Annotated in this window: 10 protein-coding genes; 2 read left to right on the forward strand and 8 right to left on the reverse strand. The window is 48.3% G+C overall.

The features are described 5' to 3' along the window. Positions 1-10: 10 nt before the first annotated feature. Both odhB and TOLA_RS11315 read right to left on the reverse strand, forming a co-directional pair. Complete coding sequence (gene odhB / locus TOLA_RS11310; RefSeq protein ID WP_015879294.1) at positions 11-1207, reverse strand: 2-oxoglutarate dehydrogenase complex dihydrolipoyllysine-residue succinyltransferase; 1197 nt, start codon at positions 1205-1207, stop codon at positions 11-13. 11 nt (positions 1208-1218) lie between these two features. Beyond that, positions 1219-4032, reverse strand: a complete 2814-nt coding sequence (locus TOLA_RS11315; protein ID WP_015879295.1) for a 2-oxoglutarate dehydrogenase E1 component — start codon at positions 4030-4032, stop codon at positions 1219-1221. Positions 4033-4555: 523 nt separating this feature from the next. Here TOLA_RS11315 and gltA point away from each other — a divergent pair. After that, positions 4556-5848, forward strand: coding sequence for a citrate synthase (gene gltA / locus TOLA_RS11320; RefSeq protein ID WP_015879296.1), 1293 nt, complete (start codon positions 4556-4558; stop codon positions 5846-5848). Positions 5849-5915: 67 nt separating this feature from the next. Here the strand turns inward: gltA and fbp are convergent, their stop codons facing one another. The 6 genes from fbp to TOLA_RS11350 form a co-directional block, all read right to left on the reverse strand. Continuing rightward, positions 5916-6935 (reverse strand): class 1 fructose-bisphosphatase, encoded by a 1020-nt coding sequence (gene fbp / locus TOLA_RS11325; protein WP_015879297.1) that lies wholly within the window; start codon positions 6933-6935, stop codon positions 5916-5918. Between the two features lie 161 nt (positions 6936-7096). Then, positions 7097-7861, reverse strand: coding sequence for a 3-deoxy-manno-octulosonate cytidylyltransferase (kdsB, locus tag TOLA_RS11330; protein WP_015879298.1), 765 nt, complete (start codon positions 7859-7861; stop codon positions 7097-7099). After that, positions 7858-8046: a Trm112 family protein gene (locus TOLA_RS11335; protein ID WP_015879299.1), complete on the reverse strand. Its 189-nt coding sequence runs from the start codon at positions 8044-8046 to the stop codon at positions 7858-7860. The genes kdsB and TOLA_RS11335 overlap by 4 nt, the downstream gene beginning before the upstream one ends. Then, positions 8030-9010: a tetraacyldisaccharide 4'-kinase gene (gene lpxK / locus TOLA_RS11340; protein ID WP_015879300.1), complete on the reverse strand. Its 981-nt coding sequence runs from the start codon at positions 9008-9010 to the stop codon at positions 8030-8032. The genes TOLA_RS11335 and lpxK overlap by 17 nt, the downstream gene beginning before the upstream one ends. Continuing rightward, on the reverse strand, positions 9007-10776 hold the full coding sequence (gene msbA, locus TOLA_RS11345) for a lipid A ABC transporter ATP-binding protein/permease MsbA (protein WP_015879301.1): 1770 nt from the start codon (positions 10774-10776) through the stop codon (positions 9007-9009). Before msbA ends, lpxK begins: the two co-directional genes overlap by 4 nt. Before the next feature lie 32 nt (positions 10777-10808). Further along, positions 10809-13046 carry a DNA internalization-related competence protein ComEC/Rec2 gene (locus TOLA_RS11350; RefSeq protein ID WP_041609525.1) on the reverse strand — a complete coding sequence of 746 codons (2238 nt, stop codon included), beginning with the start codon at positions 13044-13046 and terminating at the stop codon, positions 10809-10811. A 298-nt stretch (positions 13047-13344) separates the two neighbouring features. Between TOLA_RS11350 and TOLA_RS11355 the strand changes: the two genes are divergently transcribed. Beyond that, positions 13345-13947 (forward strand): DedA family protein, encoded by a 603-nt coding sequence (locus tag TOLA_RS11355; protein WP_015879303.1) that lies wholly within the window; start codon positions 13345-13347, stop codon positions 13945-13947. Positions 13948-13958: the final 11 nt, after the last annotated feature.

Raw genomic sequence — 13958 nt, forward strand, 5'->3', positions numbered from 1 at the left:
TCTCGTTATATTAGATATCCAATAGCAATCGGGTCGGATCTTCCAGTAAAGATTTTACATGAACCAGAAACCCGACAGACTCGCGGCCGTCGATGATACGGTGATCATACGACAGAGCCAAGTACATCATTGGAAGAATTACCACCTGACCATCCACAGCCATTGGACGATCCTGGATTTTATGCATACCCAGAATCGCGCTTTGCGGAGGATTAATGATGGGCGTCGACATCAATGAACCAAAAACACCGCCATTCGTGATGGTGAACGTGCCGCCGGTAAGATCTTCCACCGAAAGCTTGCCATCACGGGCTTTGTCAGCCAGTAATTTGATGCCTTTTTCAATCTCAGCCAGCGATAACTCATCACAGTTACGTAAAACCGGGGTCACCAGTCCACGGTCTGTTGATACCGCAATGCTGATATCGAAGTAATTATGATAAAGAATATCATTTTCATCAATAGAGGCGTTGATTTCCGGATAGCGTTTCAGTGCTTCACTGACGGCTTTCACATAAAACGACATGAAGCCGAGCTTAATACCATGACGTTTTTCAAACTGTTCCTGATATTTACTGCGGATCTGCATGATCGGCTGCATGTTGACCTCATTAAAGGTGGTCAGCATTGCCGTGGTATTTTTAGCTTCCAGCAAACGCTCGGCGATGCGTTTTCTCAGACGGGTCATCGGCACCCGTTTTTCCTCTCTGCCACTGACCGGAGTCTCAGTCGCAGAATCAACAGTCGCAATCAAGGCTGTTGTGGCCGACGGGTCATTTGTCTGACGTTGTAAATGAGCAAGCACATCCTGACGTGTAAGACGACCATCACGGCCAGAGCCTTGCAACACAGAGGGGTCAACCTCTTCCTCAGCCAGAATACGGCGCACCGATGGCGTCAGAATATCGCTGGCATCGCCGGTATCAGGAGCCGGGGCTGGTTTCTCTGTTGTCTCCTCGCCACTCGCAGGCACTTCCTGCAATTCAGCCAGCAATTGTCTGGCCTGCACAACACTGCCAGAGTCAAAAAAGATATCGCCGATGATCCCATCCTGAGGAGCCGGTACTTCCAATATAACTTTGTCCGTTTCCAGGTCAACCAACAACTCGCCAGCTTTGATGCGTTCACCAGTTTTTTTGTGCCAGGTGCCAATGGTCGCATCAGATACAGATTCAGGAAGATCAGGCACCATTATTTGCAAAGTCATGGGGTATCCTTTTATTTTATAGTCAGAGCTTCTTCAACTAATGTTTTTTGCTGCTGCAAGTGCAACGACATATAGCCTACGGCGGGTGCGGCAGATGCCGGACGGCCAACATAATTCAGATAAGTTCCTGTCGGTATAACGCGTTTCATTCTGTGCTGACAGTTATACCAGGCACCTTGATTTTTTGGCTCTTCCTGACACCAGACAAAATCCTGCACGTGCTGATAAGCCTGCATGATCTCTCTCAGCTCTTCTTCGGGGAAAGGATAAAGCTGTTCAATACGAATGATAGCGACCGCTTTATTATCCGCCTTACGGCGCGCTTCCAGTAAATCGTAGTAAACCTTACCGGAGCAGAGGACAACCCGCTGCACGCCTTCCGCCGGAATCGCATCTGTTTCAGCGATTGCATTCCGGAAGCGTCCTTCCGACAACTCCTGCAGAGAAGAAACCGCCAGCGGGTGACGTAATAAAGACTTCGGTGTAAAGACCACCAGCGGACGGCGCATCGGGCGTAACATCTGCCGGCGTAATAAATGATAAATCTGAGCGGGGGTCGTTGGCATACAAACCTGCATATTGTGTTGTGCACACATTTGCAGGTAACGTTCAGGGCGTCCTGATGAATGCTCCGCTCCCTGCCCTTCATAACCATGCGGCAAGAGTAATACCAGACCGCAGAGCCGGCCCCATTTCTGTTCACCGGATGAAAGGAACTGGTCGATAACCACCTGCGCGCCATTCGCAAAATCACCAAACTGCGCTTCCCAGATCGTCAGACCATCCGGTGTTGCGGTGGCATAGCCGTATTCAAACGCCAGAACAGCTTCTTCCGACAGAACAGAATCATAAACCCGGAAAGGTGCCTGATCCGGAGCAAGATGCATCAATGGGGTATACGTGGATGCATCATTCTGGTTGTGTAATACCGCATGGCGGTGGAAAAAGGTGCCACGACCGGAATCCTGGCCGGTTAGCCGGACAGGGAATCCACGAACCAATAAGGAAGCATAAGCCAGATTTTCAGCGAATCCCCAGTCAGCCATTTTTTCGGCATGACTCATCAACAGACGATCTTCATAGATCTTTTGTACACGCGACTGTAAAACATGTGTGTCCGGATAACGGCATATTTTCTCAGCCAGTGTTGTCAATTGATCCAGTGGGTAAGCCGCATCGTAACCTTCCTGCCAGTCATGCCCCAGAAAGCGATTCCAGTTCTGATGTAATTCAGACATCGGACGCCATTCTTTCAGAACACATTCGCCACGATCCAATGCCTGGCGATAATCCGTTACCATTTGCTCAGCCGCACTCTCTTCAAGAATGCCATTCTTCACTAACTGTTCCGCATAAATCTGCCGGGTTGTCGGATGCTGGCGGATTTTCTGATACATCAGCGGTTGTGTCGCAGTCGGCTCATCGGCTTCGTTGTGTCCGTTGCGACGATAGCAAACCAGATCGATCACCACATCCCGGTGGAAAGTATTGCGGAAATCCATCGCCAGTTTCGTGACCCATAAAACGGCTTCCGGATGATCTGCGTTGACATGGAAAATAGGAGACTGCACCATTTTTGCCACATCAGTACAGTAACGGGTGGAACGGGTGTCTTTTACATTGGCGGTCGTAAAACCAATCTGATTGTTAATCACAATTCTCAGCGTACCACCGACACCAAAGCCCCGGGTCTGAGACATATTAAATGTTTCAGCAACGACACCCTGACCGGCAATAGCCGAATCGCCATGAATGGTAATCGGTAATACTTTATTGAATTCATTATCATGCAGTCGTTCCATTCTGGCCCGGACCGAGCCAATAACGACCGGATTGACGATCTCCAGATGCGATGGATTGAATGCCAGCGCCAGATGAACATTACCGCCTTCAGTAGCAAAATCAGACGAGAACCCCATGTGATATTTCACATCACCGGTTCCCCAGGCATCACCATGATGACCGGCAAATTGATCGAACAGTTCTTTCGGCCGTTTCCCGAGGACATTCACCAGCATGGTTAACCGGCCCCGGTGAGCCATCCCGATCACGATCTCTTTATAGTCATTCGCACCGGCCTGACGGATGATGGATTTCACCATCGGGATCAGCATGTCCCCGCCTTCCAGTGAAAAACGTTTTGCGCCGGGGAACTTGGCACCCAGATAACGTTCCAGACCTTCCGCAGCAGTTAACTCTTCCAGTGCCTGCTTTTTGATGGTATCCGGCCAGACTGGTTGACCTTTCACCTGCTCCATCCGTTCCTGGATCCAGCGTTTCTCAGACTGCGAGGTCATATGCATAAACTCTGCACCAACAACACCGCAATATGTTTTACGCAGAGAATCCAGCAGATGACGGAGTGTCATCCGTTCCTGACCGGCCTGGTAGCTGCCAATATGAAACTCCCGATCCAAATCACCCGCATCCAGCTGATAATAGGAAAGCTCAAGTTCAGGAATAACCGGATTCGACGTCAGTCCGAGAGGATCAAGGTTGGCATACTGGTGTCCGGCATAGCGGTAGGCATTAATGAGCTGTAATACATGAAATTGTTTTTGATCCAGAGAACTACCGCTGACAACACCTGAAGAACGTCTGGGTTGCATCACTTGCTGGCGCAGTTGCTGACGAATCAAGGCATGAGGTTGTTCATCACTCTGCGGAGAGCCTAAGCCGGCAAAACAGCGCTGCCATTCCAGCGGAACAGATCCGGGATCAGTCAGATATGACTCATAGAGGTCTTCAACATAAGCGCTGTTCGCCAGGTAGGAAGATCGAATCCAGGTAACAACTGCATTTTCGGCATCTTCATGCATATTCATTTTTTTCCTTTAACCGCAGCCTGTCCGGTATCCAGTGTTGTTTCTGAATCGGTGACTCATCAACAACGACTGATTCAACTCAATTTACTGTCTGGATGAAAAGATTCCTTTTATATCCAACATATTATGATGATCTGCTGCAGAGACAGCAATCACAGTCCGGATTCTGTAATCTCTGTGCTTAAAAAACAGGCTTACCAGCCATTCTTCACCGCAAGATCTGCAAATCACCTAATAACCACTTCAGTATATTCAGCCAAGCCAATTGATTACAAAATTTTAACCAATTAGAAACAGTATTTTATGAATTAAGCATTCAATCTGTGACCATTCATGCATTTAGACGTCGCTATCAAATTGACAAAGGGCATCAGGATGGTTGAAATAAGTGTGACGCGATGAGGATTTTTTATTGCTATCAATCGCAATAGCGTTTATACGAACTATAAAGGAACAATAAAAGACGTTTTGCGTAGTTACTACGCGAAAACCGCTTTCACTTTAATTGCAAAGGAGACTTGCTATGGCTAATAAAGTAGCCACCCTGCACATCCCCGGTCAGGAACCGATCGAGCTGCCTATTTTGTCCGGAACTGAAGGTCCGGAGGTAATCGATGTCCGCGCATTAGGGGCGCATGGCTATTTCACTTATGATCCAGGTTTCCTGTCAACTGCATCCTGTACTTCCAAACTCACCTATATTGATGGTGATGCCGGTATCCTGCTGTATCGTGGCTACCCTATCGCTGAGCTGGCGAAAGACTCCAACTATCTGGAAGTCTGCTATCTGCTGCTGAATGGCGAACTGCCGAATAAAGAGCAGTATGACAAATTCCGTTATCTGGTAACCCGCCATACGATGGTTCATGAACAGATCACCTCACTGTTCAAGGCTTTCCGCCGTGACTCTCATCCAATGGCTGTTATGTGCGGGGTCGCTGGCGCCCTGTCTGCGTTCTATCACGATGAGCTGGATATCAGTCATGAGCAACATCGTGAAGTTGCGGCTTACCGCCTGATATCTAAAATGCCAACGCTGGCAGCAATGTCTTATAAGTATTCTATCGGTCAGCCATTCATCTATCCGCGGAATGACCTGAGTTATGCCGGTAACTTCCTGCATATGATGTTTGCTGTGCCTTGTGAAGAGTATCGGGTTAATCCGGTCATTGAGCGGGCGATGGATATCATCTTCGTTCTGCATGCTGACCATGAGCAGAATGCATCAACCTCCAGTGTCCGTCTGGCCGGTTCTTCCGGTGCGAATCCGTTTGCCTGTATTGCTGCTGGTATTGCGTCTCTGTGGGGCCCAGCACACGGTGGTGCCAACGAAGCTTGCCTGAAGATGCTGCAGGAAATCGGTTCTGTTGATCGGATCCCGCATTTCGTTGCCCGCGCTAAAGATAAAAATGATCCATTCCGTCTGATGGGCTTTGGTCATCGCGTATACCGCAACTATGATCCACGCGCTATTGTTATGCGTGATACCTGCCATGCCGTACTGCAAGAACTGAATATCAGTGACCATCCGTTACTGGATGTCGCAATGGAACTGGAACGGATTGCACTCTCTGATCCATATTTCATCGAGAAGAAACTGTATCCGAATGTGGACTTCTATTCCGGTATCATTCTGAATGCGATCGGTATTCCGACATCCATGTTTACCGTTATCTTCGCGCTGGCCCGTACTATCGGCTGGATCTCTAACTGGCTGGAAATGCAGGCTGATCCGGCGAGCAAAATCGGTCGTCCCCGTCAGTTGTACACTGGTGCACCAACCCGTACTGTTTTGCCTGTTAATATGCGCAAATAATTACAGGTATGCAGATACATTAAGGGCAGCTGATAGCTGCCCTTTTATTTTTTACTCAGATGTTTTTTTATTCAGACTTATCAGAATACTGCGCGACAAACTCTTCCAGTTTATCAACCATAAAACGGGAACCCACATAGAAAGGCGTTCTCTGGTGCAGCTCTTCCGGCTCCAGCGCCAGGATGCGTTCACGCCCGGTAGAGGCCTTACCACCCGCCTGTTCCGCCAAAAATGCAATCGGGTTGCACTCATACAGTAAACGCAGTTTACCTTTGGGTGCGTTAGTGCCTGACGGGTACATGTAAATACCGCCTTTCAGCAGATTACGATGGAAATCAGCCACCAGTGAACCGATATAGCGGGAGGTGTAAGGACGTTTATCCTGTTCATCTACCGCCTGACAATATTTGATGTAATGCTTCACGCCCAGCGGGAATTTAAGGTAATGACCTTCATTGACTGAATAGCAATATCCCTGCTCCGGCAACTTCATATCCGGATGTGACAAACAGAAATAACCAATTGAAGGATCCAGCGTAAACCCATTTACACCCTGACCCGTGGTATAAACCAGCATGGTGGATGAACCATAGATAACATAGCCGGCGGCAACCTGACGGTATCCCGGTTGCAGAAAATCAGCCAGTGTTGCAGGTTGATCTGACGGTGTAATACGGCGATAAATAGAAAAGATGGTACCGACCGACACGTTCACATCAATATTGGATGAACCATCCAAAGGGTCGATCAGTACAACATATTTTGATTTTTTCTCGCTGACAGGATCAAACGCAACAAAGTCATCCTCTTCTTCAGAGGCCAGACCACAAACCTCGCCACGTGCAGCCAGCGCATCTTTGAATTTTTCATTGGCAAACCAGTCCAGCTTTTGCTGTTCTTCGCCCTGAACGTTATCACGCCCCATCGCACCGAGAATATCACTTAACCCGGCTTGATTAATTTCACGATTGACAATCTTTGCTGCCAGACTGATTGAAGAAAGCAAGTTAGTCAGTTCACCGGTAGCATGTGGAAAATCCGCCTGTTTTTTGATGATGAACTCGCCAAGCGTTGTCCCTATAGTCATGATGCTGTCCTTAAGGAGGAATGTATACGGTTTGTTTGTGCAATGTTACACTCAGTTACAAAAAACACAAGCGCAAACAAGAAGAATCGATTCAGCTTAGAAATGAAGGGACAAAAAAGCCAGAGATATAACTCTGGCTAGTTAGAATTCGTGATTCGGAATTACTTTTCAGATTTTATATTGCCCAGAAAACGACGAACTTTTTCCAGATCTTCCGCCGTATCAACACCTGCCGGTGGATTCTCGGCAGCCACCGCGACATGGATTTTTTCACTGTGCCATAACACGCGAAGCTGCTCCAGCGATTCAATCTGTTCTAACGGGCTAACCGGCCAGCTGACATACTGACGAATAAATCCGGCGCGATATGCATAGATACCGATATGACGCAAAAAGGTATGCCGCCATTGTTTCGGTTGCTGAGCAAAACCATCCCGATCCCACGGAATAGTGGCCCGGCTGAAATAAAGGGCATATCCCTGTTTATCCATAACCACTTTAACGGCATTCGGATTAAACAGTTCATGTTCATCCTCTATTGCTACCGCCAGTGTCGCCATAGGCGCACTGGTGTTAGCCAGATTATCTGCAACCTGAGTAATGATCGCTGGCGGGATCAGCGGTTCATCACCCTGAACATTCACAATGATGGTATCCGGCGCAAAAGCGTATTTTTCACAGACCTCTGCCAGTCTTTCAGTACCGGATTGATGATGCGAACCCGTCATACAGACATCGACGCCCAACGCTGAAACAGCCGCAGCAACCCGCTCATCATCGACAGCCACTATCACCTGACTGGCACCGGCTTGCTTTGCCCGTTCCACGACCCAGGCAATCATGGGCTTGCCATGAATATCAGCCAGCGGTTTACCGGGTAAACGTGATGATTGATAACGGGCTGGGATCACCACAACAAAACTCATAATGGGAGCTCTTCCTCTTTTAATGGCCGGGCACGATTTTCCAGCAGCACCGGAATATCATCTTCCACCGGGTAAGCCAGTTTGTCAGCTCTGCAAACCAGCTCCGAACGTTCTTTGTCGTAATTCAGCTTTCCCTTACAGATCGGGCAAGCGACGATTTCCAGTAATTTATAATCCAGCGCCATGTCTGAGTTCCTTCAGTTGAGCAAGTAATCTGGTGGCAAATTTTTCCGGTAACTGAGCAGTAACGGGTAAATACCACCAGTTATCCAGAGCAAAATCCCGGCACTTAACGGCATCTTTTTCCGTCATAATCAGCGGACGTTGTGCGAAACGCTGGTGTAATTCGGCAGCATTAAACGCCTGGTGATCAGCATAAGCAACCTGCTGATTCACTGCGTAGCCCTGCTTCAGCAAGCTATTAAAGAATCGTGGCGGATATCCGATACCCGCCATCGCATCAACAGCACCGGATACCACAGCAGTATGATTGGTCCGCACATTACGTAATGGGGCCGGCTGCAATGACATCTGGATCTCATCTGGTCTGGCCTGTCCACCATTACAAACCACCGCCATCACCTGCCGCAGACGCGAAGCTGTTTCCCGTAATGGCCCCATCGGCATTAACCAGCCATTACCCAGTCGGCGCTCGCCATCCATTACCACAAATTCAATATCACGCTGTAAAGCATAATGCTGTAAACCATCATCGCAGATGATGACATCCACCCCGCATTGCTCCACCAGCAATTGCACAGCTTTCGCCCGCTTCGGCGCAACCGCGACCGGGCAGCCACAGCGCTGATAAATCAGCACAGGCTCATCTCCCGCTTCCGCAGCTGTCGTTTCAGGATGTAACAGGTAAGGATAATGCGGTGCTTTGCCACCATATCCCCGGCTGACCACACCTGGCTTATATCCGGCTTTAGTCAGCAGCTCCACCAGCCATAACACCATTGGTGTTTTGCCATTACCGCCGACAGTAATGTTGCCGACCACAATAACGGGTACCGGAGCCCGGTAACTGGAGAAAATACCAGCCCGGTACGCGTAACGACGCATCGTGGTCAGTAACGCAAACAAAGCTGCGAAGGGCGCAAACAACCAGTTCAACCAGCTACGTTGGTACCAGAGTTTTTCAATCATGCGGTTTGCGCGCCCATTTGGGTACGACGAAGTAAGGCATAAGCACCACCTATTTTCAGCAATTGCTCATGGGTACCGCGCTCAACAATCTGGCCGTCATCTACCACCAGAATTTCATCTGCATTCTCGATAGTAGAAAGACGATGCGCGATAACAAGTGTTGTACGGTTTTTAGTCAGTGACTCCAGGGCGGCCTGAATACGGCGCTCTGATTCTGTATCCAGCGCGGATGTTGCTTCATCCAGCAACAACACCGGCATATCACGTAATAATGCACGGGCTATTGCCAAACGCTGACGCTGACCACCGGATAAGGTCGCACCGTTCTCACCTATCACAGTGTCATAGCCTTGCGGCATCTTAACGATAAATTCATCGGCATTCGCCAGTTTGGCAGCCTGAATGATTTGTTCACGAGTAAAATTTTCTTCCGCCGCATAAGCGATGTTGTTTGCAACAGTATCATTAAATAAATGCACATTTTGCGAAACCAGCGCAAATTGACGACGTAAGTCACGCAAACGGTAATCACGGATATCATGTCCATCCAGCAGAATTTTACCTTCCTGAATGTCGTAAAAACGGGTGAGCAAACTGGCAATGGTGCTCTTGCCTGAACCGGAACGACCAACCAGTGCGATTGTTTTTCCCGGCTCAATGGTGAAATTGACTTCCCGTAATGCCGGTACATCTTTAGTCGGATAGGTAAATGTCACATTTCTGAATTCAATTTTTCCGGCTGCCTGCTTCAGTTCGAGCTGACCATTATCTTCCTCCAATGGCAGATCAATGACATCAAATAAACTCTGACAAGCTGCAATACCTTTCTGGAACTGCACGTTAACCTGAGTCAGACTTTTCAGCGGTTTCATCAATCCGAAGAGCGCTGAAATAACAGCGGCAAAAGAACCGGCCGTCAATTGCTGACTGATTTCGGGATATGTAGCCAAATACAGCACCAGAGCTAATGCTGTTGATGCAATAAACTGAACAATCGGGGAACCGACGGCATCAGCAACAACCATTTTCATATTCTGCTGACGCACCGCGTTGCTCACTTTATCAAAGCGGCTGGCTTCGATTTCCTGACCACCGAACATCAGCACTTCTTTATGGCCTCTCAGCATCTGCTCAGTCGAAGTGGTGATATTGCCCATGGCGTGTTGCAACTGTTTACTCAGTTTCCGGAACCGTTTACTGATTACAGAAATCAGAAACGCAACAATGGGACCGATGACAAAAAAGATGACCGATAATTGCCATGAGTAGTAAAACATCAGTACCAGTAAACCAATAACTGTACATCCCTCACGAATGAGTGAAATCAGGGTTGAACTGGCAGCAGATGAAACCTGAGAGGCATCATAAGTCACCTTGGATAAAAGGGTGCCCGTATTATGTTTGTCAAAAAACGAAAGCGGCATTCCCATTAAATGGGAAAAAACGGTACGCTGTAACCGCATAACAACAGTATTACCAACCCATGCCATGAAATAGTCTGATGTAAAGTTACAGACACCGCGTAATGCGACTAATCCCATGATCATAAAAGGCAGCCACAACATGGCTGAGGGGTCTTTGCCGCTTAATCCATCATCCAGCAGCGGTTTGATCAGCGATATCATGTAAGTATCAACAGCCGCATAACCCGCCATCCCGATAGCTGCTATCGCTAATCCCTTCCGACGACCTACAGTGTAACCCAATAGGCGTTTAAGGATCGGCCAGCTGGATTTCTGCGCTGCATCGCGTACTTCGTTCGACATGAATTATTTAAACCTTGCTGCAAAATGACCCGTCATTTTAGCGGTTGATCGCCCACTAACCAAGCATCCATCTGCCTATACCAGGGCTGCAAACGACGAAAAGGGCGTATATCTGTATTATTTTGACTAAATTCAAAGCTGACCAGACCATCAACAGCTGTTATCCATTGTTGCGACTGCGAATAACGAGATAAAACGACAGGATGAGGATGGTGCCAGCGATTCTGATATCCGGCACTATGAACAACATAATCCGGCGCTACCGCAGCAATAAAATCCGGCGTAGAAGAGGATTTACTGCCGTGATGCGGCGATGACAGGATCTGACTCTGCAATAACTGCCGGGGCAGACGAATAAGCTCCGCTTCCGCTTTCCGTTCAGCATCACCGGTTAACAGCAGACTGTGCTGGTTATCGCTGATTCGCAACACGCAGGAATCTTCATTCACATCACCACCGGAAGAGGATCGGGGGGATAATACCATCACTTGTAATTTTCCCCATTGCCATTGCTGTCCACGCTGACAGATCAACGTATCAACTGTCAGCGCAGAAGAAGAAACAATGCGGGCTTGCGGATACTTTCCGGCGATCCGTTGCCAGTTAGCCGAGTGATCTTTATCGCGGTGACTAACGATCAAATAATCCAGTTGCTTGATCCCCCGGTATTCCAGCATCGGGAAGATCGCGGCATCGGCCATGTTATATCCTCCCTGATAAGCATCTCCGGTATCAAATAACAAAGCCCGCTCATCCTGACTGATTAATACGGATAATCCCTGCCCCACATCCAGCATATCCACCCGCCAGTCCGGCTCAGACTGACAGCCCGCAAACAGCAAACCGCACCCGGCTAATAGCAGTAAGCCAAATTCCCTTTTCATGACAACCGGCGAGAAACGCCAGATGAACCACCCCGCCAGCGCCCAGAACAACAGCAGTTGCTGACGAAAAGAAATTGCCATCCAGCCGGAACCCCATGTCTGGATCCATTCCAGCGCGGACATCAGCCAGTCCAGCTGAAGATCACACAACCAGAATCCGATGTATGCCAGTGATGGGAAAATCGGCACTAACAGCCCGGAAATGAGTGCTACCGGCACAATCGAAAAGGTAAACCACGGGCCGGCAGGTAAGTTAACCAGAACACTGCTGATACTGAGACCATCAAATAACACCAACTGGACTGGCACCAGCAACAGCGTCATTAACCACTGTATTTGCCATAAAGAGGGTTTGCGCCACAAAAATCCGGCAACGCCCAGAATCCCGACAGCGATGAACGATAACCAGAATCCGGCAGAAAATACCGACCAGGGTTCAATTACCAGCATGATAGCCAAAGCAAACAACCAGATCCGGATCCCGGACCATTCCCGTTGCCAGAGCCGTAACGCAATCCAGATAATCAACATGCACAACGCCCTGACAGTGGGAGCAGAAAAATCAGCTAATGCACTATATAACAAAGCAAAAGCTATCCCGACCAGCCAGTGTAAACCTGGCAGTTTTTCACTCCAGCGCTGCAGTAGTAAGCGGGATAACGCCATACCAATCCAGGCAATCAGCCCGATATGCATACCGGAGATAGCGATCAGATGGATAAGACCGGTATCCCGCAGCGTTTGCCAGTCCGCTTTGTCTACGTCCTGCTGTTCACCATAAATCAATGCCATCAGTAATTCCGGCTGACGAAACTTCTGCATCAGCTGACGGGACTTCATCAGCCAGTTGTCCCGCCAGCTGCTATCCGCCTGATAAAGAAGTTTAAAGCTGCTAATACTCCCGGTTGCCGTCACTCCCTGTCCGAGCAGCCAGCGCTCAGCGTTGAATCCGGCCGGATTGCCAAGTCCGTGCGGTATTTTCAGGCGAGCCCGAATATGTAATTTGTCGCCACGTTTCAGGAATGTCTTTTTATCGGAAAGCGTGAGTCTGATGGCTGGCTCAGGCCAGTAAGATTGACGATTGATACTTTGCACTGAAACCAGTAGTTGCTGGCGATCTGATTTTCGATACACAGCCGAAACAGTCACATTTAACTCATGCTGTGCCGGGAGTGAAATATGCTGCTCTTTCAGCCAGCTCAGCTCATGGTTGAAAAAGAGTATTGCCCAGCTCAGCCCGAGTAATACCGCACCGGCAAAACGATAACGGAAAACGACGATTAACCCGGATATCAGAATAATCCATCCCCATCCGTTGGAAGGCAAATCAGGCCAGAGCAGAGAACTGGCTATGCTCAGAGCCATTCCAAGCAGCAATTGTTCCACTATTTATATCTTATCTGTTTAGTTGTTGTCCTATTCTCCCGTTAAGAGTTACCAGTCAACAGCTGTTGTTTTTGACGTTGGCACCGGAATCTCTGTATAAAAAAAAGACAAACAGATGGAATGAGGCCGTCTGATTCACATAAACCGGAGAAAACTACCGCTGATTTACACACGCATGAACGAATGAGTGTCATAATCGGCCAACATTATGTTGTTGTAGTTTTATGTGTTGTCTCTGAGCGATGAATAACATAACCATGAGACTACCGGGCAGGAATGGGGTGAAAAAGACAATACGATGGACATTCTGATTTCCATTTTTTCTGATTATGGCTATTTAGCTGTTTTCGTTATGCTTTTGTTATGCGGCTTTGGTTTACCGATTCCGGAAGACATTACGCTGGTCGCAGGCGGGATTATTGCCGGTTTAGGCTATGCTGATGTACATACCATGTTTGCTGTATGTATGGCGGGTGTTCTGATCGGTGATGGCATCATGTTTACTTTAGGCCATACCTTCGGTCAGCGAATACTGGCTTTTGCGCCAATCAGACGCATCGTTACACCGCACCGGTTTGCTCAGGTGCAGGAAAAATTTGTGAAATACGGTAACTGGGTTTTATTTGTTGCCCGATTCTTACCGGGTTTACGCTCGCCCATCTTTATCGTTGCCGGTATGAGTCGTCGGATCTCCATATGGCGATTCCTGATCATGGATGGTCTGGCGGCCAGTATTTCTGTTCCTGTCTGGGTATACATCGGTGACTATGGTGCTTATAACAGAGATTGGTTACTGCATATGATCAGCCGGGGACAAACCGGTATTTATTCACTGCTTGGTCTCGGAGTATTGATACTGGCGATTCTTTATTTGCGTCACAAACGCAGTAAAAAAATGTGAATATAAAAAAC

It is taken from the genome of Tolumonas auensis DSM 9187, assembly GCF_000023065.1.
GTDB lineage: Bacteria > Pseudomonadota > Gammaproteobacteria > Enterobacterales > Aeromonadaceae > Tolumonas > Tolumonas auensis.

Excerpts from the sequence above, each read along its gene's own strand:
- odhB (WP_015879294.1), bottom strand. The coding sequence starts at position 1,207 with ATGACTTTGCAAATAATGGTGCCTGATCTTCCTGAATCTGTATCTGAT.
- TOLA_RS11315 (WP_015879295.1), bottom strand. The coding sequence starts at position 4,032 with ATGAATATGCATGAAGATGCCGAAAATGCAGTTGTTACCTGGATTCGA.
- gltA (WP_015879296.1), top strand. The coding sequence starts at position 4,556 with ATGGCTAATAAAGTAGCCACCCTGCACATCCCCGGTCAGGAACCGATC.
- fbp (WP_015879297.1), bottom strand. The coding sequence starts at position 6,935 with ATGACTATAGGGACAACGCTTGGCGAGTTCATCATCAAAAAACAGGCG.
- kdsB (WP_015879298.1), bottom strand. The coding sequence starts at position 7,861 with ATGAGTTTTGTTGTGGTGATCCCAGCCCGTTATCAATCATCACGTTTA.
- TOLA_RS11335 (WP_015879299.1), bottom strand. The coding sequence starts at position 8,046 with ATGGCGCTGGATTATAAATTACTGGAAATCGTCGCTTGCCCGATCTGT.
- lpxK (WP_015879300.1), bottom strand. The coding sequence starts at position 9,010 with ATGATTGAAAAACTCTGGTACCAACGTAGCTGGTTGAACTGGTTGTTT.
- msbA (WP_015879301.1), bottom strand. The coding sequence starts at position 10,776 with ATGTCGAACGAAGTACGCGATGCAGCGCAGAAATCCAGCTGGCCGATC.
- TOLA_RS11355 (WP_015879303.1), top strand. The coding sequence starts at position 13,345 with ATGGACATTCTGATTTCCATTTTTTCTGATTATGGCTATTTAGCTGTT.